Source organism: Hyphobacterium sp., from assembly GCF_043584775.1.
GTDB lineage: Bacteria > Pseudomonadota > Alphaproteobacteria > Caulobacterales > Maricaulaceae > Hyphobacterium.
Genome location: NZ_CP121327.1, coordinates 1,477,576 through 1,499,580 on the forward strand (window position 1 = coordinate 1,477,576; position 22,005 = coordinate 1,499,580).

Consider the following 22,005-nt stretch of genomic DNA (forward strand, 5'->3'; position numbering starts at 1 on the left):
AATCGCGCTTTTGTCGCGGTTCACCGTGAAGCCGGATATCAAGGGGTTGGCCGTGAACGGACGATTGCAAGGACCAGAAGGTCGCACACTCGCGAAAGAAACGCTCGAAATGATGGAGCGTTATGACGTCGCGCCGACACCGGAAAACTATGCGGTGTTCTCCAGTTTCGCATCCGACTCCATCCCGGAACTCTGTGATGCCATGACGGTGCGCCTCGAAAAGGGTGAATCGTTCAATCAGGCATTCTGCGACCGCATGTATGATGAACACTTTGCCATCGCGAAGATCCAGGAAGCGGTCATGGCCAGCTCCGGCGCGATGGGCAAAGAACTCGCCCAGGTTCGCGAAACCCTGAAAGCGGCCGAACAGCACACCGCCGAATATGGCGAAACGCTGGCCGGCGCTGAAGGTGCCTTCGACGAGAATGCCGATCCATCGCAGGTTCGTAGCGTAGTTCAATCCCTGGTCGCCGCGACCAACCGGATGCAGGAACGCTCGCGCGAGCTTGAGCGCCGCCTGCATGAGACGTCGAGCGAAGTGGTCAAGCTGCGCTCCAATCTCGAGCGGGTCCGCGAAGAATCCATGACGGATGCCCTCACCGGCATCGCCAACCGAAAACGGTTTGATGAAATGCTGCGCAAGGGCCGCCGGTCTGCCGATTCAAATAATGAATCCATGTGCCTCATCCTGTGCGACATTGATCACTTCAAGCGCTTCAACGACACTTGGGGCCATCAGACGGGTGACCAGATTATCCGCTTCGTGGCGGGCTGCATGACCCGCAATGCCGGCGATACGCACACCGTGGCGCGTTATGGCGGTGAGGAATTTGCGGTCGTGATGCCGAAGTCCAGCCTGATGGAAGCCAATGCCGTCGCGGAGAAAATCCGCATGACGGTCGAAGGCAAGCGCCTGCTGCGCAAATCGACCAGTGAAGACCTGGGAAATATAACGATTTCGCTCGGCGTTGCGACCTACCGGCATGGCGAGGCCATCGAGGAGCTGATCGAGCGCGCCGACGCCAATCTCTACAAGTCAAAGAAGGCGGGCCGTAACCGCGTCACGACGGAAACGTCCAATAGTGTGAAATCTGCCGCCTAGCGGCCTATGGCATTACACATTAGTCTGAGCCCCGGTAACCAGCCGGGGCTTTTTCTTTGACCCAACACACGTCCTCCGAAAAACATTTTGTCTGGCGCGGCCGCGATGTGACGCGGGTCGAGAATTTCTCCGACATTGTCTTCGCCTTGTCGCTGACCCTGATTGTCGCGTCATCGGTTCCGACCACTTTCGACAACCTGGTCAGCCTGTGGCGGGAGGCGATCGCGGTGGCGATGTGTTTTGCACTCGTCCTGTTGATCTGGTCCAAGCACCACGCCTTTCATCGGCGCTATGGGCTGGACGATGGACCGACAGTGCTCCTGAATGCCGTCGTGCTGTTTCTGATCATGATCTTCGCCTACCCGCTGAAGTTCCTGGCACTCTTCCTGGTGAATTTCTTCACCGGATTCTATTCGTCCGCGCCCGAGATCGCCGCGGTATTGTCACTCGATCAGGTCCAATGGTTTATCGTGATCTATGCCATGGGATATGCCGCCGTCTTTGGCGTTTTTGCCCTGCTCTACGCGCATGCGCTGAAGCGAGCGGATGACCTGGAGCTCAGTCCAGCCGAACGCATCATGACACGGCTGGAGGTCGATCAGGGTCTGGCCGCTATGGCCATTTCGGGTCTCGCGGCCATGACCGCCCTGCTCCTGCCGGATCGGTTCTCGCCGATGGGCGGCAGCGTGTATTTCCTGATCGGCCCGGTGGTGGCCATACTGACGCAGCGCGCCCGCAAGCGCGCGGATACGGCTCAGGCCGAAGCCGGCGGCTCTGTCGACTGATAGGACGGGCGCTCGGCCCATTTTTCATGGAATGCGCTCAAGCGATCACGGCCGGTCCGCCATTCGCTCTCCGGATAGCGGAAATCGAGATAACCCAGCGCAACCGCGATCGCCATACCGCCCAGATCGAAGGCACCCGCAAACTTGTCGGCCTCGGATTCCAGCAGGTCGAGCGAGCGGCGAATACCGTTTTCCTGACGCTCGATCCAGAACTCGAACCTTTTGTCTTCCGGGCGGGTCATTTCCACGCGGCGTCCGACGGCGAGGTCGAGAATGCCGTCAGCAATTGCCTGAAAGCGCAAGACCCGCCAACGTGACGTCCCGGATTTCGGGATCCAGCGGTCTTCATTGAGGCTGTCGATGTATTCGCAGATCAGGGGGCTGTCGATCAGGGCCGTCGCGCCATCGCGGATCAACGCCGGAACCTTGCCGAGCGGATTGATGGACAGCAAATCATCCGGATCATCCAGCGGCAAGGCTTCCACTTCCTCGATCCGCGCCGTCAGGCCCTGTTCGCGGATCAGCATCCGGCACTTTCTCGCATAGGGCGAGGTTTCGGTCATCAGAAGTTTCAATGGACAGCCCTCGAATTGGCGCAAGGCCCAGACAACCTGCGCGCAGGCTTCTACTTAATTCGAAACGGCCCTTTCGGCGAATGTCTTTTCGCAGCTTTCAAGCAGGGGCCGCTCAGGAGGCCTGTTGAGCGGGTACGAGGGTGACACTTTCCCCGCAGCCGCAGGCATCGGTCTCGTTCGGATTGCGGAAGACGAATTTCGAGGAAATCGGCGTGACATCCCAATGGATTTCCGATCCGAGGAGAAACAGGAGCGAGGTGGCATCGATCACTATCGTGACGCCCTTGTCCTCGACAATTTCGTCCAGAGGCTCCGGTTCGGTGATGTAATCCATCACATATTCCATGCCGGCACAGCCGCCCTTCTTGACGCCGACGCGCAGATACCCTGCCCCGCGTGAGGCCATGATCTCCTTGACGCGCTCGGCGGCAGTTTCGGAAATGGTGAGAGCCTGTTTCTGGGTCATGGATATCCTGCCTACAGCATGTTCAGCGCGAGACGCGCTTCATCGGTCATACGATCGGGTGTCCAGGGCGGTTCGAAGACGAGGTCGACCTTGACCTTGTTGACGCCCTCGACCTGGGCCGCAGCATCATGCACCCACATCGGCATTTCACCGGCCACCGGGCAGCCCGGTGCGGTCAGCGTCATGGTGATGTGCATGGTGCGGTCATCATCCAGATCCACCTTGTAGATCAGGCCCAGCTCGTAAATGTCGACCGGGATTTCCGGGTCGAAGACGGTTTTCATGGCCGCGACAACATCGGACGTAATCTGCTCCAATTCTTCAGCCGGAATGCTGGACGGTGCGGACGGCGCGGACGGCGCTTCCGTCACCGGTTCGGCGTCCGGCTTGGCAGACAGGTCAATCATATCGCGGGCATTGTCGGTCATATCAGTCATCTAGATGAGGAAGCTTTTCGCTTTTTTCAATGCCTCGAGGAAGACATCGACTTCGTCGGATGTGTTGTAGATGGCGAAACTGGCGCGCACGGTGGAGTCCACGCCGAAACGGCGCATCAGTGGCTGGGCGCAATGATGCCCGGCGCGAACGGCAACGCCATACTTGTCGAGCAATTGCGCCAGATCATGGGCGTGCGCGCCCTCCATGGCGAATGACAGGATGGCGCCCTTGTCCTGCGCTGTGCCGATGAGTTTCACGCCGTCCATATCGGCGACGCCGCGTGTGGCGCGGTCGAGCAAGGCGCGCTCATGCTCCATCACAGCGATGCGATCAAAACGGCTGACCCAGTCGATCGCCGCGCCCAGGCCGATCACATCGGCGATGGCCGGTGTTCCGGCCTCGAATTTGTGGGGTACATCCGCCCAGGTCGAGCGGTCCTCATAGACGTCGGCGATCATTTCACCACCGCCCTGCCAGGGTGGCAGACGGTCCAGCCAGTCGCCAGCGGCATAAAGTGCGCCCGTACCGGACGGGCCATACAGCTTGTGCCCGGTAAAGACAAAGAAATCACAGCCCAGCTCGGTGACATTCACCGGCATATGCACGGCGGACTGGGAACCATCGAGCAGGACAGCCGCGCCATTGTCGTGCGCGAGCTGCACGATTCGCTCGGCATTATTCGCCGTGCCGAGCACGTTGGACATGTGGACTATGGCGACGAGCTTCGTCTTCGCGCTCATCAGCCCTGCCAGCGCGTCATAATCAAGCTCACCGGTCTCGGTGACCGGACACCATTTCACGACCGCGCCGCAGCGCTCTGCCGCCAGCTGCCAGGGAATGATGTTGGAGTGGTGCTCCATCTGGCTGAGGACGATCTCGTCACCCTCGCTCAGCGTCTGCCCGAACGCATAGGCGACCAGATTGATCGCTTCGGTGGCCCCACGGGTCAGCACAATCTGTTCTGCCCGGTCTGCACCGAGGAAGGCGGCAATCTTGCCGCGCGCGCCCTCGAACGCCTCTGTGGCCTCATTGGCGAGCGTATGCAGGCCGCGATGCACATTGGCGTAGGAATGGCGATAGACATCCGCCACAGCCTCGATCACGGCCTCGGGTTTTTGCGCCGAGGCGGCATTGTCCAGATAGACCAGCGGCTTGCCATTGATCTCGCGCTTCAGGATCGGAAATTCCGACCGGATGGCCGCGATATCGAGTGCCTTTATGGGCGTGTGAGCCGTCATACCAAGTCCTTCAAGCGTTTCGACATCAGGCCGCGGATCGTTCCGGCCGTTTTCTCATGGGAAATCTCTGCCAGCGCTTCATCGAGGAAGCTTTCCACCAGCAAGCGGCGCGCATCGGCTTCCGGCAGTCCGCGCTGCTGCATGTAGAAGAGCGCCATTTCATCCAGCGTGCCAATGGCATTGCCATGCGCGCACTCGACATCATCGGCGTAGATTTCCAGCTCCGGCTTGGCATCGATCTCGGATTTCTCGTCGATGATCATGCCCTTGTGGGTCATTTTCGCGTCCGTCTTCTGGGCGGCCTGATCAACATGGATCTTGCCCTGGAAGACGCCATGGCCCCCGCCATAGGCAATGCCCTTGGTGAGCTGCGACAATTCTCCGCCCGGACCATGCATCTTCACGCGGGTCGTCAGGTCGGCATGAGCGCCCTTTCCGACCAGATATGCGCCGTTCAGCGTCGCCTTTGCTCCCTTGCCAGCAGAATGCAGCTGGGTTTCGTGACGAACCAGCTTGCCGCCCTGGGTGATGACGGTCTGGATGAATTCCCCGGTCTCGTGCAGCGTCACGCCACTGGAGAGAAGCAGGACGGATTTAGGCGCTTCATCGATCAGGATGACGCGCTCCACGCGCGCGCCCGGCCCGACCACATAATCCACGCCGATAGAGCTGAACGCCTGTTCTTCGGAAGAATAGTGCTCATGCACGCGGATGTTATTGCCCGCCGCGCCGATAATCGTGGCGGCGGCCTGCGACACCCCGCGTGTGGCGCGGAAATCAAGATCGAGCACGGTGAGATTCCGGGGCTCGAAATAGGTCACATTCATCGTACCGGCAAACGCCAGCAGGCTGGCGAAGAAATCCTGGCTGGCCGAGCGGCGCACTTCCGTCCATTCCGGATTGACCGAAGAGCGGAACTGGACCTTGCCATAGCCGGTAATGCCCTTGGTCGCGCGCGCGACATCCGACCATTTCCAGTCTTCATCGCGCTTTGTCGGCAAACCGTCCTTTTTCAGGCGCTCGGCAAATTCGCCGCGCCAGCCGGTTGCGCCCTTGAACGGGGCCAGGACCTGATCGAGCGTGTTGGTCGGTTCCAGTACGGCCATCAGGCAGCCCTCACATATTTGTCATAGCCTTCGGCTTCGAGTTCTTTTGCCAGTTCCGGACCACCGGAGGCCACGATCCTGCCCGCGCTCATCACATGCACCTTGTCGGGCGCAATATGATCGAGCAGGCGCTGATAGTGGGTAATGACCAGCATGCCGCGCTCCGGAGAGCGCAGCGCATTGACGCCATCGGAAACGACTTTCAGCGCGTCGATATCGAGCCCGCTGTCGGTTTCATCGAGAATCAGGAAACGCGGCTCGAGAACCGCCGCCTGCAGGATTTCGAGGCGTTTTTTCTCACCACCGGAAAACCCCACATTCACAGGACGCTTTAACATATCGCCGGAAATATTCAGAAGCTTTGCCTTTTCCCGGACATGCTTCATGAAATCGGGTGCGGACATTTCATCTTCGCCACGCGCGCGCCGCTGGGCATTCAGCGATTCCTTCATGAAGGTCAGCGTCGGCACGCCGGGGATTTCCACCGGATACTGGAAGGACAGGAAGAGGCCTCTGGCGGCGCGCTCTTCCGGCGCCAGCTCGGCGACATCCTCGCCATCATAAATGATCGTACCGTCCGTGACCTCATAGCCATCGCGGCCCGTCAGCACATAGGACAGGGTCGACTTGCCCGAGCCGTTCGGGCCCATAATGGCGTGTACCTCTCCTGCCGGCACGGACAGGTCCAGACCTTTCAGGATCGGTTTGTCATCGCCCACAGAGGCGTGGAGGTTCTTGATTTCAAGCATTACTGATTACCCAACTATTCGATTGGCGTGACTGAATTTTTTCATTTACTACCGCCGAACCACCGCTTGTTCATTCCTGTCAGGAATACTTTATCGACGGCTGGAAAGCCCGAAGCGTCTCCAATGACCGCGTCGATTCCGCATTTTGGACATAGCGCTGTTGTTTCTTCGTCTGTCCATTCCGCTATCTCCGAGGGCTCGAATACAGCCAGGCAAGAAAAGCAGCCACAGTGTTGACTGCGCTCAATTTCGGCGCGGTGATAAATGCTGCGTTTGTGCGCGAGTTCGACGTCTGTGCTGGATTCAGTCATTCGCCGGCCTCCGGCAGATAGGCGATACAGGCGATTTCCACCCGAGCCCCCAGTGCCAATTCATTCACGCCGGCCGTCACGCGGGCCGGTTGGTGGCCGTTCAGGGCCGCCGCATAGGCTTCATTCATGGCCGGATAATCCGCCATATCGGTCAGATAGACCGTGCAGGAGACCAGATCGGAGAGGTCCGCTCCGGCCAGCGCCAGCGAGGTTTCGATATTGGCCATGGTCTGCGTAGTTTCCGGCCCGGCTCCGCCCTCGATGATCGTGGTTGTGCCCGGCAGGCGGCCGAGATGACCAGAGACATGCAGCGTATCCCCTGCCCGCACGGCCGAGCTGAACGGCGCCCAATCCGGCAGACCTTCAACGCGGTAGGTCTCGATGCCGTCCTGTGCGTGGGCACAGGCCATGGCCGATACGGCCAGGAGGGAGGACAGGATCAGCTGTTTCATGGGTTCAATGCCAGGCCGCAATAATAGGCCTCGCCCTCGGCTTCACCGCCATCGACCAGGGAACAATCCGGACCTTCGTCGACATCCTCGACGGTCTCATAGGTCAGAAAGACGGTCGCGATATTATCCAGTTCGAGCCCGTCGAGGCGGTAGAATTCGATATAGCGCGAGATCGCGCTGTCGCGGGCCGCAGCCATGAACACCCCATCGCCGACCGGGTCGATGCCGTAGCCATTCAGTTCATACGACGTCCATTCGAAGCCGTATTCGGTTCCGACGGCGAGGCTGTAAGTCGTGTTGATGTTGCCGGTTTCGAGCGGCACAAGCAATTCTTCCATTCCGTCGCCATTGAGATCGTTCAGGCTGGGATAGAAAAAGCTTTCCGTGGCATAGCTCATCGTCTGCGCCAGCGGGCCATCGGCATGCCGGACCGTGGCATCAATCATCTCGCGGCGGTCATCCAGCGGCGAGAATTCGAAGGTGAGGATGAACCCATAGCCCTCGGTCAGCAGCGCGCAATCCTGGTGAGTCTGATCGGCTTCCAGCTGATCGCAAAGCGGCAAACCGTTCGTGAAATCAGGCCGCAATGCTTCCAATTCATCGCGAGAAATGCGTTGAGTGGCGACGATGACACTATCCTGCGCCATCAGCGCAGCGGCGAGTACGAGTTCGATCATGACGGGCCTCCCACTCTAATAACCGGGGTGCCCGGGCTTGCCTGTCCTCGACCTTGATCGGGGAAGCCGGGCATCCATCGATCATGAATGATGGACCCTCGGGTCCCCCGATCGGTGTCGAGGGCAGGCGAGCCCGAAGGACCCGGGTTGTTTATGTTCAGGGAATCGATCACCTCACGCTCCGATTCTTGTCGTCCTGCACATTCTTTGAATTTCTTACGGCGCGCCAAAAATCACCGGAAAACATCAGCAAGCAAAGCAAGGGGAAAAATAGAAGCGACCATACCATTCCTGTCCAAAACTGTTCTCTGCCAACCGCCAAATAGACGCCCAGACCAGCAGCCAGCAACGAAGCCGCCGTTACAAGAAAATAATTGGTGAGCACCTTGATCACCCCACACTCCCTTCGAGTGAGACTTTCAGGAGTTGCTGGGCTTCGACGGCAAATTCCATCGGGAGTTCCTGCAGCACTTCTCGTACAAAGCCGTTCACCAGAAGCGCCGTGGCGGTTTCCTCGTCCAGACCGCGCTGGCGCGCATAGAAGAGCTGGTCCTCGGCGAGCTTGGAGGTGGTCGCCTCATGCTCCAGCGTCGCCTTGGGCGTCTTGCATTCGATATAGGGCACGGTGTGCGCGCCGCACTGATCACCGATCAGCAGACTGTCACACTGGGTGAAATTGCGCGCGCCTTCGGCCTTCGCATGGATGGAAACGAGGCCGCGATAGGTATTGTCCGAGCGCCCCGCCGAAATCCCTTTCGAGATGATGCGTGAGCGTGTGTTCTTGCCCAGATGGATCATCTTCGTGCCAGTATCAGCCTGCTGCGCGCCATTGGTAACAGCGACCGAGTAGAACTCACCGACCGAATTGTCCCCGCGCAGAATGCAGGACGGGTATTTCCAGGTGATGGCGGAGCCGGTCTCGACCTGTGTCCAGGACACCTTGGAATTCTTCCCCCGGCAATCGGCGCGCTTGGTGACAAAGTTATAGACTCCGCCCTTGCCGTTTTCATCGCCCGGCCACCAGTTCTGGACGGTTGAGTATTTGATCTCAGCATCATCCATCGCGACGAGTTCGACCACGGCGGCGTGCAGCTGGTTTTCATCGCGCATCGGCGCAGTGCAGCCTTCCAGATAGGAGACGTAAGAGCCCTCTTCCGCGATGATCAGCGTGCGTTCGAACTGGCCGGTGCCTTCCGCATTCATGCGGAAATAGGTGGAGAGCTCCATCGGGCAGCGTACGCCCTTGGGCACATAGACAAACGTCCCGTCGGAGAAGACCGCGCAATTGAGCGTCGCAAAATAATTGTCCGATGTCGGCACGACCGAGGCGAGGTATTTCTTCACCAGTTCCGGATGCTCGCGAATGGCTTCGGAGATCGACATGAAGATGACGCCCGCCTTGGCGAGCTCGGCCTTGAAGGTCGTTGCCACCGAGACGCTGTCAAACACGGCATCGACGGCCACGCGCGGCTTCTCACGCGCTTCAGCGGCGGTTTCAGCAGCGCCGGCAACGCCGAGCAGGACTTCCTGCTCGCGCAGTGGAATACCGAGACGTTCAAAGTCCGCGAGAATCTCCGGCGGCACATCGTCGATGGATTCGTATTTCGCGCCGGATGATGGCTCGGCGTAGTAATAGATGTCCTGATAATCGATCTTCGGATAATTGACCTTGGCCCAGTCCGGCTCGCGCATTTCCAGCCAGCGCTTATAGGCCTCCAGCCGCCAGTCGAGCATCCATTGCGGCTCGTCCTTCTTGGCCGAGATATAGCGGATCGTCTCTTCGGACAGGCCTTTCGGCGCACGTTCCTGCTCCACCTCTGTGGTGAAGCCGTACTTGTACTTGTCCGCTTCCAGACGTTTGACGTCTGCGATGGTTTCCTTGACCGCTACCATGATTTTCTTTCGCTTAAGCGATTTCCTTGAGACGCGGTTTGACCCGCGCAAATTCCGCTGACCAGACCTTCAAAAAGGCCTCCACATCAGCTTCGGTCGAATTCCAGCCCAGGCTGACCCGGATCGTGCAGCCAGCCGTCTTCTCGCACATCATCGAGGCCCAGGTTCTCGACACGCCCGTCTTGCCCGACGAACAGGCCGAACCGGAACTGACGCAGATGCCGGACAGATCCAGCGCAATCACCTGCATACCGCCTTCCCAGCCCGGCAGACAGATGGCCGAAGTGTTCGGCGTACGTGGCGCGCTTTTGCCAAGAAAACAGATATTTGGATCCATTTCCTGCAATTCTGATTCAAGCTGGTCGCGCCAGATTTCGATCTGCTTCCATTTGTCCGCATCGGCCAGACAGGCTTCCAGCGCCTTGGCGAAGGCATAGGCCCCCGGCACGTTTTCCGTGCCGGAACGGCGGCCCTTTTCCTGACCGCCACCGCGCTTGGGAACATCAAATGGGGCATCGCAGGCAAGGATTAAAGCCCCCACCCCCTGCGGTCCGCCGACCTTGTGGGCAGACACCGCGGCGTAATGGGCACCGGAAGCCGCAAAATCGAACGGGATTTTGCCCAGCGCCTGAACGGCATCAATGTGAAAGAGGCCGCCCGCTTCGCGGATCATCTGTCCGGCTTCGGCATAGGGCTGGATCACACCGGTCTCGTTATTCGCGGCATGCAGGCAGACCAGAACGGTTTCCTTATCGCCCAGCTCTGCCAGGCGCGCCTTCAACCAGTCCAGGTCGGCAATGCCATCGCGCCGGATCGGCATGAGCTCTACCGGCAAGCCGGTCGATTCCGAATACCGGGCCACGGCCTCGTGCTCACTCACCGTGTGAATGATGCGGGTCACCCCACCGCCGCGAACCGCGCCTTCAATCGCCAGATTGTCGGCTTCGGTGCCGCCGGCGGTGAAGATGATATCATTGGGCTGGGCGCAGACCGATTTCGCAATCGACAGGCGCGCGTGCTCGAGAATGGCGCGCGCGCCGCGTCCGGCGGTGTGGACAGCGGATGCATTCCCTCCCCGATCCATAGCGTCGAGCAGAGCCTGACGCGCCTCGGGGCGCACCGGCGTTGTCGCATTATGATCGAGATAGACTGCCATTTTCCGCGTTCTGTCCTCGCTTATTCGGCGGCGATTGCCTCTGCCGCATGATCATTCGCGCCACGAGCGGAGCCCATCACCCGCCCGGCAATCACGTCTTCCAACGTAATGGAGCCGAGAAACAGGTAGATGTGACGACTCAACTCATCCCACAGATCATGGGTGATACAGCGGCGGCCGTCATCCATACAGCCCTTGGCCTCACCTTCGCAGCGCGTGATGTCCACGCTTTCATCCACGGCCGACATGATATCGAAAACGCGGATCTCTTCGGCAGGCCGGGACAAGGAATACCCACCGCCGGGTCCGCGAACCGATTCGACCAGCTCCGCTTTGCGCAGCCGGGCAAACAATTGTTCGAGGTAGGATAGCGAGATGGATTGGCGCGAGGCGATGTCGGCCAGCGTCACCGGTCCCCGCACGGATTTGCGGGCCAGATCTGCCATTGCCATGACCGCATAACGGCCTTTAGTGCTTAACTTCATGTCTTCACTCCCCAAAACCCTCGCATTTACAAGGTGGCTTGTGTTATCACGCGCCATCTTAGCCAGGGCGGCTGGACCATAACGCAGTGGGACGTAGATCTCCGAGTGTTTTAGTCAACTTTTCTTCGCCCGCAAACATGAAGTTATTTGCCGATTGCAGTTGATAAACCGCATTGGCAACATGGGAATTGAAAAAGAAAGGCGATATCGCCATGCCTGACGTCATCATCCCCGGCCCGGAAGGGCGCCTGGAAGGCCGCTATGCACCGGGTGAGGAAAGCAATGCGCCCATCGCCCTGATTTGCCATGCCCACCCGCTGGGCGGTGGCAATATGGAAAACCATACCTCGGTGATGATGTATGACATCTTCCGCAAGCGCGGCTTTGCGACGCTGCGGTTCAATTTCCGGGGCGTTGGACGCAGCCAGGGCAGCTATGATCAGGGTCTGGGCGAATTGTCCGATGCCGCCACCGTGCTCGACTGGGTGCAGGCCTATAACAGCAATGCACCGTTTTCCTGGGTGGCCGGTCATTCCTTCGGCGCCTGGGTCGGCATGCAGCTCTTGATGCGCCGCCCGGAAGTCGGCGGTTTCATCTCGGTGGCACCGCCCACCAACATGTATGATTTCAACTTCCTGGCCCCCTGCCCCGCCTCCGGCATCATCATTCACGGCTCGGACGACAAGATCGTGCCCTATGACGATATGGAACGCATGATGAGCAAGGTCCGGGTCCAGAAGGGCATTGTGATCGAACGCGAGGAAGTGCCGGGCGCCGGCCACATGTTCGCCAACCATCTTGAAGAGCTGGAACAGCGGATCGAAGCCTATCTCGACCGCCGACTGCCGATCGTTTTTGAAGAACGCAAAGCCGTCCGTCCGCGCCGCTAGGGCGCTTCTGCCAGACGGCCGCCTGTCATCGGCTGCGGGACACCCGTCGTCGAGGGCAGGCTGAGTGGCAATTTCTTCAGCGAGCGGACAGCCAGCCAAGCGAAGGCCTGCGCTTCCATCAGATCGCCATTCCAGTTGACCGCTTCGCCCGGCTCGACCGCATGGCCCAACCGCTCGGCAATCGCGGCCACCATGACCGGATTCTTGCGGCCCCCTCCGGACGCCAGAATACGTTGTGGCGCTCCCATGCGGGAAATCGCGTCGGCCACTGTCTGCGCCGTGAATGCCGTCAGCGTGGCGGCTCCGTCTTCGGGCGACAGGCCGCGGACCGGATCCAGCGAGAAATCCCAGCGATCCAGCGATTTGGGCGGGGTCAGCGCAAAATAGGGATGCGCCATCAGGCGTGCGAGCGCGTCGTCATCAACCTCGCCTTTGGCCGCCAGTTCGCCATTCTGGTCGAAGGACTGATCGATTGTCTCCTCACACCAGGCATCCAGCAGGCCGCTGGCCGGGCCGGTATCAAAGGCGACGGGATCGCCCTCACCCAGCCAGGACACATTGGCGACACCGCCCAGATTGAGGACCGCGACCGGTCCCTCCAGCTTGTCGCGTTTGAACAGGGCATCGTGGTAGAGCGTGGCCAGAGGCGCGCCGTGGCCACCGGCGGCGACATCGGCGCTGCGCAAATCATAGACGACATCGATCCCCAACCGGCGGGCCAGTGCCTCGCCATCGCCGATCTGGCGGGTCGCCCCCTTGCGCCCCGCGCTTGGTGCGCGGTGCAGGACGGTCTGGCCATGAAAGCCGATCAGATCGATATCCGCTACCGTCAGCCCGGCCGCCGCGAGCACACTTTCCACAGCACGCGCATGCGCCTCCGTCAGGGCAATTTCCGCGTCGGCGAATTCGGCCGGCTCCGGGCCTTCGAATTTCCATTTCAGGGCGGCATCGACCGCGGCCTGCAGACGCGCGCGCTCTGGCTTGGCGTAAGGCTGTTCGGCCCCTGCAACCGGCGTTATCCACATGCCGCCATCGGTTTCGATCAGCGCTGCATCAACGCCGTCCAGAGACGTGCCACTCATCAATCCGATTACGCGATACATGCTGCCCCCTTCCGGGTTCGATAAAGCGCCGCTAAAAGACGCGGCCAACCCCTAATCAGGCCGAAGCCATGACCGAATACAAGTCCGATCTTATCAAAACGCTGGTCTCCCGCGGATATCTCAATCAGGCCACTGACATTGAGGGGCTGGATGACGCCGCCGCCAGCCAGAAGGTCACCGGCTATATCGGCTTTGATATCACGGCTGATTCCCTGCATGTCGGCTCGCTGGTGCAGATCATGATGCTGCGCCGCTTGCAGCAGGCGGGGCACAAGCCGATCATTCTGGTGGGCACCGGCACGACCAAGATCGGCGATCCGTCGGGCAAGGACCAGTCGCGCAAGATGCAGACGGATGCCGACATCGCCGCGAACAAGGTCGGCATTCTCAAGGCCTTCAGCAAGCTGCTGACCATTGGCGACGGGCCGACCGATGCGATTGTGGTCGACAATGACGAATGGCTGTCGAAATTCGGCTATCTGGAATTCCTGCGCGAATACGGTCCGCATTTCACCATTAACCGCATGATGACGTTTGAATCCGTGAAATTGCGGCTGGAGCGCGAACAGCCCCTCACCTTCCTCGAGTTCAACTACATGCTCCTGCAGGCGGTCGATTTCCTCGAATTGTCACGCCGCTATAACTGCACGCTGCAGCTGGGCGGTGGGGACCAGTGGGGCAATATCATCAATGGCGTCGAGCTCTGCCGCCGCATCGATCAGAAACCGGTCTTCGGCTTTACCACACCGCTGATCACGACTGCGTCTGGCGCAAAGATGGGCAAGAGCGAGTCCGGGGCCGTCTGGCTGAATGAGGACCGGCTGAGCCCGTATGAGTACTGGCAGTTCTGGCGCAACACGGAAGATGCCGATGTCGGCCGCTTCCTGCGCCTCTTCACCGATATACCGCTGGACGAAATCGCCGAGCTGGAAAAGGCCGAAGGCGCTGAACTCAATCAGGTCAAGGTGCGCCTCGCCAATGAAGCCACCGCGATGCTGCATGGCGCGCAAGCCGCGAAAGAGGCCGAAGACACGGCGCGGGCCACCTTTGCAGCGGGCGGCAGCGGGGGCGCCCTGCCGTCATTTGATATTCCGTCGGGCGAACTCGCCGCTGGATATCCGGTTCTGGCGCTTTTGACCGGTGCGGGATTTGCCGAGTCCAATGGCGAAGCCAAACGTCTGGTCAAGGGCGGCGGCGTTCGCGTGAATGGCGAGGTCGTGAGCGATCCTCAAGCCACCGTTGCCGAGGCTGACCTGCAAGACGGGGCGATCAAGATCTCGGCCGGCAAGAAGCGCCACGCGCTCGGCAAGCCAGCTTGATCTTGTTGTCGGGCCCGTCTTCTACCACGTCATCGGCGGGATCGATCTGAGGTTCCGGCGTCATTTCCGGCTCTTCGTCCCCATTGTCCGGCTGAATAATGGTTTCTGCATCCGGCGTGGTTTCAGGCACGGTTTCAGCCGGGGCGGCATTCCGGTTTTCGTCATCTGCCGCCTGCCGCGCCCTTTCCCGGTCTGCGGCCGAGCCTTCAAACAATCGCCTTAGAAGACCGGGCGCCAATGCCGAGAGCGGATTGGCGATGACGGTGGGCTGGTCGAAGGGACCTTCCGCCGAGAAGGTGATACCGATCACGCCCTCGCCCGGACGCGAGACCAGCGCTTCGCCGACCAGAGGCAAATTGCCGACAAACGAATTCAGACCATAAGACGGGGCCAGCACGCCATCCAGGGCGAGGCGGTCCTCGGCCATGTTGATCGTGCCTTCGGTGGTGATCCCCAGTGAGGGACCATTGGCGCGCGCTTCGGTGATGTTGATATTGCCGTCTTCAATGACGATGTCCGCCTGCAGGACATCAAAGGAGATGCCCTCATCCCCGCTTAACAGCGCGGCCAGCCCGGGCAGTGAGCCCGCGGCCAGAATCCGGGCCAGAACCGGCATTCGGATCAGATTGAAAGTGTCGGATTCAATGCGAAACTCGGTGCGCCCTTCCTGTCCCGGTGGCGGTGTGGAACCGGTCACGCTGAGCGAGCCCCCGGATACATTGTCGTAAAGGTCCAGCAGACGCAGGAATTCGCCAAAATCGGCCGTGTTGAGGGCGATTTCCCGCCGTCCGCCAATTTCGGAGGTCAAATCCAGCACGAATTCCCCGGCCGGTGTATTGGCTCTTACGGTCAGCGCTTCGCCGTCTATTTCGTCGGACTGCCAGTCCAGCGTGACATCGCTGTAGCGCGTCGCGTCTGTGACCTGCACCGCATCAAAGGCCACTGACAGGCCCAATGGCGGTGGTGCCCCGCCGGCTCCAGAGAAATCCGTCAGGCCGGGCAATAAATCCGTCGCGTTGAAAAACGGGCCGTTCAGGGTAAAGGCCAGCGGACCGTCCGGGCCTTGCGGGCGGGAGGCACTGCCCGCGGCATCAATAAACCCGTCCAGAAAGAGGCGCGAGACATCCGCCGCCAGCAGGCGCCCATCGCTTCCAAATTGTGCCGAGGCCGCCGCCGATAAACCCTCTGCCTCCATCAGGAAGCGCTCGACATTCACCTCACCGGAGTCGTCAAAGCGTAATTCGGCTTCCGCCAGCGCTGGCTCGCCGTCCGGCTTGATGAATAATCCGCCGGGCCATTCGACGCGGGCGTCGCGCAAATCAGCGGCCAGCGTCACCGTGTCAAAGGCAAACGCCTCGCCCAATGTCTGGAGGCGGACATCAATGTCGCCGTCGAGATAGCGCCGCAGCGGAATGCCCAGACGATCGAGCGTCACCGGATCGAGGCGCGTCTCCATCTCCAGAGCAGTCGAGGCTTCGCCATCCGGCAGGCCCAGGCTTTCGACCCAGCGGATGCGGGCTTCGGACCCGGCCAGTTCAGCCGTTCCTGCAATCTCGAGCGCTTGCGGGGTGGCGGTGACCCGCACATCCCCGTTGGACAGGACGAGATCGCGAAGGCCGGTATCCATCGAAACGCCGGTAAAATCGGCGCGGATATCAAAACCGACATCTTCTACAGGAACATCTTCCAGCATGGGGCGCTGGATTTCGAAACGGACATCGCCCTGACCGGTAATGGATTGCGGATCGAGCCCGTAGCTCGACACCAGATTCAGCGGCGGCTCGTCGATCAGGGCGAGCACGGCCTGTGCCTGTGCGGTCGCCTCGCCGCCAAACGTGGCCAGCGCGCCGCGCGGATTGAGATAGGGAATGTCCACATAGCCATTTCGGACCGGCGTCTCGCCGATAAAGCCGCGATCCAGGATCGCGGTAAAGGCATTGCCGAACAGCGTGGCTCGCCCGTTGGCCCGCGTCATCGGCGTCATCGTCGAGATATAGCGGAAAGCCGCATCCTCGTAGGCGAACGTCAGTGTCATCCGTTCATTCGCGAGGCGCTTTTCGACAAGCGCTTCGGCGTTCAGGTCCAGTTCCAGATGCGCGTCAAAAATCCGCGCGGATATAATTGACGCTTCAATCCAGCGGCGCGCTCCATCGGCGAGTTCGACCGGCCAGTAGCGCAAGACCAGATCCGGCGGCACATCACCCTCGACGGGACCTGTCAGCTGGATATCGGGCAGCCAACGACCGTCCTCGACCTGACGCAAGCGGGCCAGGCCCGTCAGCCGCGCCGTGATGGGTCCGATCTCGGCATCCAGTCGATCAAAGCCGATTTCGAGATTGCGGGCATTCATCTGCCCCGCGAGTTCAATGCCGCCCCATTCGGGTGGGGCTTCAAAAACACCGCCCAGATCCAGCTGCCCGGCGCCAATGCTCAGATCGTAATTCCAGCGCCGGGGGAAGGCATCGTCAAACTCGCGCATGTCAAAAATGCGCCCGGTGATCCGTGTCGTCAGACGGTCGGCGTCAATGTTGAGCTCATTAATCCGGATGGCGCCATCGATCGGTTCGTATTCGATATTGGCGATCAGCCCGCGAATGGCCTGCGCCGAAGTCCCCCGCCCCAACTGCCCTGCGCCGACATTCAGGTTCAGGCTTGCGGCGCGTACACCCTCGCTGCGCGATGCGCTGGCGAACATTTCGATGGAGATCGGCGCATTGATATCCCCCGCCCTTGCAAAAGGACCGGATAGCGGCGCGATGGCGCGCGGAGACAGGTTTTCCGCCCGGGCTTCAAACAGGAAAGTGTTGAGATCGGCGCCCGCTTCAAGACGCATGGCAACGGGCGCAAAACCGGCCGTCGTGGCAAACCGGCCCGACAACTCGGCCTGCAGCCGTGTGGTGTCGCGATCGAGCCGCAATTCGGCCTGATCGATATACCAGTCGAGTTCATTGACCTCATCGACAACCCGGACAGAGGCCGAGTGGATGGACACGCGAGTCAGGCGTCCGAGCAGCGCATTGTCATCAGGATTGCGGAGAAGTTCGAGGACGGCATCGACATTCCGGTCACTGCCCGCCGGCCGTGCCGCTTCCGCGACCCGCGCGGGGGATCCCAGGCCGGCCCCGACCGCGCCATCTTCCCGGCGCACGATGGACACCGCCCCGCCGTCGATCGTGACGCTGGATGGCGCAATCTGGCCCGTGAGCAAGGCATCTAGCCCGAAACCGGCCTCGATCAGGGGCGCGCGGGTGATCAGGTTGCCGCCGGTCTCCGCGACGGTCACATCACGGGCGGCAATGATCAACAGCCCGGAATCGGTATCGAAACGTGCTTCCAGTGACGTCAGGGAGACCAGATCGCCCTCGAAGGCCTCGGCCAGACGGGATTGTGCATCCGCCAACAGGAAATCGAGTTCCATCGGGCCTTGCGACAAGCGCCAGATCAGCGCTCCGCCGGCAAACAGTGTCAGCGCAAACAGAACGGCAATCGCTTCCAGCGCGTAAATGACAAGGAACCGGAAGGAACGCCTGATCATAAGGACACATCTCGTGCAGTCAGCGGGGCTGTCGTCGGCTCCAAATCTTGTATGACAGTGCGGCGGGCATTGCACCCGGCGGAAACAGGGAGACGATAGATGAGTACGTTGAGCGAGGGCATGAAGGCCCCGGAATTCCATATGCCAACCGACGGTGGCGGTGAGGTCAGCTTGTCGGCACTCGCGGGCAAAACCATCGTCCTCTACTTCTATCCGAAAGACTCCACGCCGGGATGCACAACCGAGGCCATCGACTTTTCGGCGCTGAAAAAAGACTTCGACGCCGCAAATGCCGTTGTCGTCGGCGTGTCACGAGACAGCGTTAAACGGCATGATAATTTCAAGACCAAGAATGAACTGGACGTGATCCTCGGTGCGGACCTCGATGGCACGGTGACCGAAGCCTATGGGGTCTGGGTCGAGAAGAGCATGTATGGCCGCAAATATATGGGCATTCAGCGCGCAACCTTTCTGATTGATTCGCAAGGATTAATTCAAAAGATCTGGCCGAAGGTCAAAGTTAAGGGCCATGCCGCCGAAGTTCTCGACGCAGCACAGACGCTTTCTGCCTGAATTTGCGTGTGTTATTTGGCGCGCCGATTGCATAACGAAATATTGATAAGTAGGGCGGGATCGTGTCCTATGCCCGGCAAGTCGGGGTGGCGAAGCACAGGTGCGGACCAGTTAAATGATTTCTGGCGTATTTCAGAAAGCGTGGGATCTGGCGGAACAATGGTTTCCGGGACGCCAGATCTATCATCGCAGTGACGGTCAGGTTCGGTATTTCGAGCTGACAACAACGATGCAGGTCGGGGCACTGGCCAGCGTTGTGGCACTGACAGGCTGGCTTTGTTTCACGACTATCTCGGTCGCCTTTCATGGCTATCAGATGTCGCAACAAAGCGCGGCGATGGAACGTGTCCGGACAGAATCCTCCCGCATGGTCAGCGAAGCAATGGCGAATGAAGCCGCAACGCAAGCCATGTTTGAATCCCAGGTCGAGGAATTCCGTTCGACCGCCAATGAATTCCAGTCCCGCCATGAAACACTCAGCCAGCTGATCCAACTGGTAGAGGACATCGACGGCGATGAGTACGACCCTTCGCCTGCTCTGGACGGCGGCCGCCTTCTGATGGCGGCAACGCCCGCAGATCCAACCCCTCGCAGAGCGCGCGACGAGCTGACCCTTTCAGTGCATGACGATCCCAATGAGCCGGAAGACCGTGTGGTCTCCCTGATCGAGCAACAGGACGTCGTGCTCGCAGAAGCCGAGGATGCTGCCGAGGCGCGTCTTGAAAACCTTCGCGCCGTCCTGCGGCTGACCGGATTGCGCCTCGACGATGTGCTGTCGGAGAACCGCGATAGTGAAGAAAGTGGCGGCCCCTTCCTGTCGATTGCCAGCTCCGCCTTTGGTGCCGAGCTGGATATGGACGATGCATTCTCGGCCCGCGTGGCCCGCATCGCCACTCGACTGATCGAAGCGCGCGAAATTGAAACCGCGGTAATGGCATTGCCGCTCGGAGTCCCGATCCGCGGCGAATACCGGGAGACCAGCGACTATGGCCCCCGCATGGACCCCTTCACCGGTCGTCCCGCCTATCATTCCGGGCAGGACTTCGTTTCAGCTGAATATCGCACTCCCATCTATGCAACGGGACCGGGCCGCGTCGTTTACGCTGGCTGGCGCTCGGGTTATGGTCGCACTGTAGAAATTGACCATGGCTATGGCTTCATGACGCGTTTTGGTCATCTTTCCTCGATAGAGGTGAGACGTGGCGATACGGTTCGTACCGGGCAGCAGGTGGGCCGCATGGGCTCAACCGGCCGTAGCACGAGCACGCATTTGCACTATGAAGTCTGGAATAATCGCCAAACGCTTGACCCTGAACGCTTCCTGAGAGCCGGACAATATGTTCAACAGAACTAAAGAAAATTCGTCAGACGGCGCTGCCAGCGCCCCCCAACCTTCCCCCGTCAAAAGGTCCGCCATGAAATCGAAAGCTCCCTCCATCATCAGCGCCGATATGGTGCTTCAAGGCTCCATCAATTCCGAAGGCGAAGTTCAGCTGGACGGTTCCGTCGAAGGTGATATCCGCGCCGGGTCGCTGACCATTGGTGAGGAAGCCTCCGTTGACGGCGAAGTCGTTGCTGAAACCGTGATCGTTCGCGGCAAGGTGAAAGGCTCAATTCGCGCACGTCAGGTCCAGCTCGCTGCGACCGCGCGCATTGAAGGCGATATCGTGCATTCCGCCCTGTCGATGGAAAGTGGTGCCTTCTTTGACGGCCATTGCCGCCATTCCTCTGACCCTGTGGCCGATGCCGGCAAGGCTTCGAGCGGCAAGGACCCCGCGGCGGCCGCATCCTCATCCTCCTCCAGCGCGTCAACGCCGCCGGCCTCGTCGTCGAGCAGCAGCGCACCGTCTTCACCGCCCAAGGCCAGCGACTCGTCGAGCAATCCGTCACTGGATTTGCCGAAGTCCAAAAGCTCGGCCTGAGCCGATAGCTGATTTTATGATTGAAGGCGCCGCTGACTAATCGTCAGCGGCGTTTTCGTCTGCGCTTTCGCCAAGCGGAGCGGCCAAGGCAGCCGCCATGAACTGATCCAGATCGCCGTCCAGCACGCCTTGCGTGTTGGAGGTTTCGACATTGGTCCGCAAATCCTTGACCATCTGATAGGGCTGCAGGACGTAGGAGCGGATCTGCCGCCCCCAACCGATCTCGGTCTTGGAGTCGGCCTCCGCCTGCGCGGCCGCTTCGCGCTTTTGCAGCTCCAGCTCATAGACCCGCGCACGCAGCATGTTCCACGCCGTGGCGCGGTTCTTGTGCTGGGACCGGTCGTTCTGGCATTGCACCACGATCGGATCGGTTTCGCCGCGCGGCGTGTAGGTCAGCCGCACAGCACTATCGGTCTTGTTGATGTGCTGACCACCCGCCCCTGAGGCGCGGTAAGTGTCGGTACGAACCTCGCTCTCGGGAATATCAACCTCGATTGTGTCATCCACCAGCGGATAGGCCCAGACGCTGGCAAAGCTGGTATGGCGGCGTGCATTGGAATCAAACGGCGATATCCGCACGAGGCGGTGCACGCCCGCTTCGGTCTTCAACCAGCCATAGGCATTCTCGCCCTTGATCAGCAATGTGGTCGACTTGATGCCGGCTTCCTCGCCGGCCTGCTCCTCGATCACCTCGACCTTGTAGCCGGAGGCATTGGCCCACCGCATATACATGCGCTGCAACATCTCGGCCCAGTCGGTCGCCTCCGTGCCACCGGCGCCGGGATGGATTTCGATAAAGGCGTCATTTCCGTCGGCTTCGCCGGAAAGCAAGGCTTCCAGCTCTGCGCGTGCGGCCCTCTCCCGGGCCTTTTCCAGCGCCGAAATGGCCTCAGCCATCAACTCGTCATCACCGTCGGCTTCGGCCAGTTCGGCCAGTTCCGCATTGTCCGAAAGCTCGGATTCAAGCTCCTGAATCACCTTCATGGATGATTCCAGCTTGTTTCGCTCGCGCATCAGGGACTGGGCCTTGACCGGGTCGTCCCAGAAGGACGGGTTTTCAGCGCGCGCGCTTAATTCGTCGAACCGTTTTTCCGCTGTAGGCCAGTCAAAGACGCCTCCTCAGCAGTCCTACGGACCGCTCGATTTCGTCTGACAATTTTTGCACGTCTGCGCGCATGGATCATTTCCTCGTTTCAGCTTTCCGGATAGCCGCAGCGCCCCGCTCTATCA

At 60.2% G+C, this 22,005-nt stretch carries 23 protein-coding genes; 7 read left to right on the forward strand and 16 right to left on the reverse strand.

Annotation, left to right across the window (positions count from 1 at the left end; genetic code table 11):
• Window positions 1–52: 52 nt before the first annotated feature.
• Entirely contained in the window at window positions 53–1,102 is a 1,050-nt protein-coding gene (locus P0D52_RS07285; protein WP_394694751.1) for a GGDEF domain-containing protein, read from the forward strand.
• Between the two features lie 56 nt (window positions 1,103–1,158).
• On the forward strand, window positions 1,159–1,887 hold the full coding sequence (locus P0D52_RS07290; RefSeq protein ID WP_394692009.1) for a TMEM175 family protein: 729 nt from the start codon (window positions 1,159–1,161) through the stop codon (window positions 1,885–1,887).
• Here P0D52_RS07290 and P0D52_RS07295 read toward each other — a convergent pair.
• The 13 genes from P0D52_RS07295 to P0D52_RS07355 form a co-directional block, all read right to left on the reverse strand.
• On the reverse strand, window positions 1,857–2,462 hold the full coding sequence (locus P0D52_RS07295) for a glutathione S-transferase N-terminal domain-containing protein (protein WP_394692010.1): 606 nt from the start codon (window positions 2,460–2,462) through the stop codon (window positions 1,857–1,859). The genes P0D52_RS07290 and P0D52_RS07295 overlap by 31 nt on opposite strands.
• 112 nt (window positions 2,463–2,574) lie before the next feature.
• The gene (locus P0D52_RS07300) at window positions 2,575–2,928 is read right to left on the reverse strand and encodes a HesB/IscA family protein (RefSeq protein WP_394692011.1); all 354 of its coding nucleotides are present in this window, start codon (window positions 2,926–2,928) and stop codon (window positions 2,575–2,577) included.
• Window positions 2,929–2,939: 11 nt separating this feature from the next.
• The gene (locus tag P0D52_RS07305; RefSeq protein ID WP_394692012.1) at window positions 2,940–3,365 is read right to left on the reverse strand and encodes an SUF system Fe-S cluster assembly protein; all 426 of its coding nucleotides are present in this window, start codon (window positions 3,363–3,365) and stop codon (window positions 2,940–2,942) included.
• Window positions 3,366–4,604: a cysteine desulfurase gene (locus P0D52_RS07310; protein WP_394692013.1), complete on the reverse strand. Its 1,239-nt coding sequence runs from the start codon at window positions 4,602–4,604 to the stop codon at window positions 3,366–3,368.
• Complete coding sequence (locus P0D52_RS07315) at window positions 4,601–5,710, reverse strand: SufB/SufD family protein (RefSeq protein WP_394692014.1); 1,110 nt, start codon at window positions 5,708–5,710, stop codon at window positions 4,601–4,603. Before P0D52_RS07315 ends, P0D52_RS07310 begins: the two co-directional genes overlap by 4 nt.
• Entirely contained in the window at window positions 5,710–6,459 is a 750-nt protein-coding gene (gene sufC / locus P0D52_RS07320) for a Fe-S cluster assembly ATPase SufC (protein WP_394692015.1), read from the reverse strand. The genes P0D52_RS07315 and sufC overlap by 1 nt, the downstream gene beginning before the upstream one ends.
• Before the next feature lie 41 nt (window positions 6,460–6,500).
• Window positions 6,501–6,770: a cytoplasmic protein gene (locus tag P0D52_RS07325; protein ID WP_394692016.1), complete on the reverse strand. Its 270-nt coding sequence runs from the start codon at window positions 6,768–6,770 to the stop codon at window positions 6,501–6,503.
• The gene (locus tag P0D52_RS07330) at window positions 6,767–7,222 is read right to left on the reverse strand and encodes a RidA family protein (RefSeq protein WP_394692017.1); all 456 of its coding nucleotides are present in this window, start codon (window positions 7,220–7,222) and stop codon (window positions 6,767–6,769) included. Before P0D52_RS07330 ends, P0D52_RS07325 begins: the two co-directional genes overlap by 4 nt.
• Window positions 7,219–7,899: a hypothetical protein gene (locus P0D52_RS07335; RefSeq protein ID WP_394692018.1), complete on the reverse strand. Its 681-nt coding sequence runs from the start codon at window positions 7,897–7,899 to the stop codon at window positions 7,219–7,221. The genes P0D52_RS07330 and P0D52_RS07335 overlap by 4 nt, the downstream gene beginning before the upstream one ends.
• 169 nt (window positions 7,900–8,068) lie before the next feature.
• Window positions 8,069–8,293 carry a hypothetical protein gene (locus P0D52_RS07340; protein ID WP_394692019.1) on the reverse strand — a complete coding sequence of 75 codons (225 nt, stop codon included), beginning with the start codon at window positions 8,291–8,293 and terminating at the stop codon, window positions 8,069–8,071.
• Window positions 8,290–9,792 carry a Fe-S cluster assembly protein SufB gene (sufB, locus tag P0D52_RS07345; protein ID WP_394692020.1) on the reverse strand — a complete coding sequence of 501 codons (1,503 nt, stop codon included), beginning with the start codon at window positions 9,790–9,792 and terminating at the stop codon, window positions 8,290–8,292. Before sufB ends, P0D52_RS07340 begins: the two co-directional genes overlap by 4 nt.
• A gap of 13 nt (window positions 9,793–9,805) precedes the next feature.
• Complete coding sequence (locus P0D52_RS07350; RefSeq protein WP_394692021.1) at window positions 9,806–10,948, reverse strand: cysteine desulfurase family protein; 1,143 nt, start codon at window positions 10,946–10,948, stop codon at window positions 9,806–9,808.
• Between the two features lie 20 nt (window positions 10,949–10,968).
• The gene (locus P0D52_RS07355) at window positions 10,969–11,433 is read right to left on the reverse strand and encodes an Rrf2 family transcriptional regulator (protein WP_394692022.1); all 465 of its coding nucleotides are present in this window, start codon (window positions 11,431–11,433) and stop codon (window positions 10,969–10,971) included.
• 212 nt (window positions 11,434–11,645) lie between these two features.
• On the opposite strand from P0D52_RS07355, the gene P0D52_RS07360 reads away from it, so the two are divergent.
• The gene (locus P0D52_RS07360) at window positions 11,646–12,323 is read left to right on the forward strand and encodes an alpha/beta hydrolase (RefSeq protein WP_394692023.1); all 678 of its coding nucleotides are present in this window, start codon (window positions 11,646–11,648) and stop codon (window positions 12,321–12,323) included.
• Here the strand turns inward: P0D52_RS07360 and P0D52_RS07365 are convergent.
• Entirely contained in the window at window positions 12,320–13,426 is a 1,107-nt protein-coding gene (locus P0D52_RS07365; protein WP_394692024.1) for an anhydro-N-acetylmuramic acid kinase, read from the reverse strand. The two genes, P0D52_RS07360 and P0D52_RS07365, sit on opposite strands and share 4 nt — an antisense overlap.
• Window positions 13,427–13,494: 68 nt before the next feature.
• Here P0D52_RS07365 and tyrS point away from each other — a divergent pair, with 68 nt between their 5' ends.
• Window positions 13,495–14,745, forward strand: a complete 1,251-nt coding sequence (tyrS, locus tag P0D52_RS07370; protein ID WP_394692025.1) for a tyrosine--tRNA ligase — start codon at window positions 13,495–13,497, stop codon at window positions 14,743–14,745.
• Here the strand turns inward: tyrS and P0D52_RS07375 are convergent.
• Window positions 14,696–18,280 carry an AsmA-like C-terminal region-containing protein gene (locus P0D52_RS07375; RefSeq protein WP_394692026.1) on the reverse strand — a complete coding sequence of 1,195 codons (3,585 nt, stop codon included), beginning with the start codon at window positions 18,278–18,280 and terminating at the stop codon, window positions 14,696–14,698. The genes tyrS and P0D52_RS07375 overlap by 50 nt on opposite strands.
• 99 nt (window positions 18,281–18,379) lie before the next feature.
• Here P0D52_RS07375 and bcp point away from each other — a divergent pair, with 99 nt between their 5' ends.
• The 3 genes from bcp to P0D52_RS07390 all read left to right on the forward strand — a co-directional run bounded on the left by bcp (window position 18,380) and on the right by P0D52_RS07390 (window position 20,775).
• Entirely contained in the window at window positions 18,380–18,853 is a 474-nt protein-coding gene (gene bcp / locus P0D52_RS07380) for a thioredoxin-dependent thiol peroxidase (protein ID WP_394692027.1), read from the forward strand.
• Window positions 18,854–18,968: 115 nt separating this feature from the next.
• On the forward strand, window positions 18,969–20,207 hold the full coding sequence (locus P0D52_RS07385) for a M23 family metallopeptidase (protein ID WP_394692028.1): 1,239 nt from the start codon (window positions 18,969–18,971) through the stop codon (window positions 20,205–20,207).
• Between the two features lie 61 nt (window positions 20,208–20,268).
• Window positions 20,269–20,775 (forward strand): polymer-forming cytoskeletal protein, encoded by a 507-nt coding sequence (locus P0D52_RS07390; protein ID WP_394692029.1) that lies wholly within the window; start codon window positions 20,269–20,271, stop codon window positions 20,773–20,775.
• Between the two features lie 36 nt (window positions 20,776–20,811).
• On the opposite strand, the gene prfB is transcribed toward P0D52_RS07390, so the two are convergent.
• Window positions 20,812–21,952 (reverse strand): peptide chain release factor 2 gene (prfB, locus tag P0D52_RS07395; RefSeq protein ID WP_394692030.1). Its coding sequence is split into 2 segments (ribosomal slippage): window positions 20,812–21,882 and window positions 21,884–21,952, totalling 1,140 coding nucleotides; the frame shifts between segments, so codons are not numbered across the junction.
• Between the last annotated feature and the right edge of the window lie 53 nt (window positions 21,953–22,005).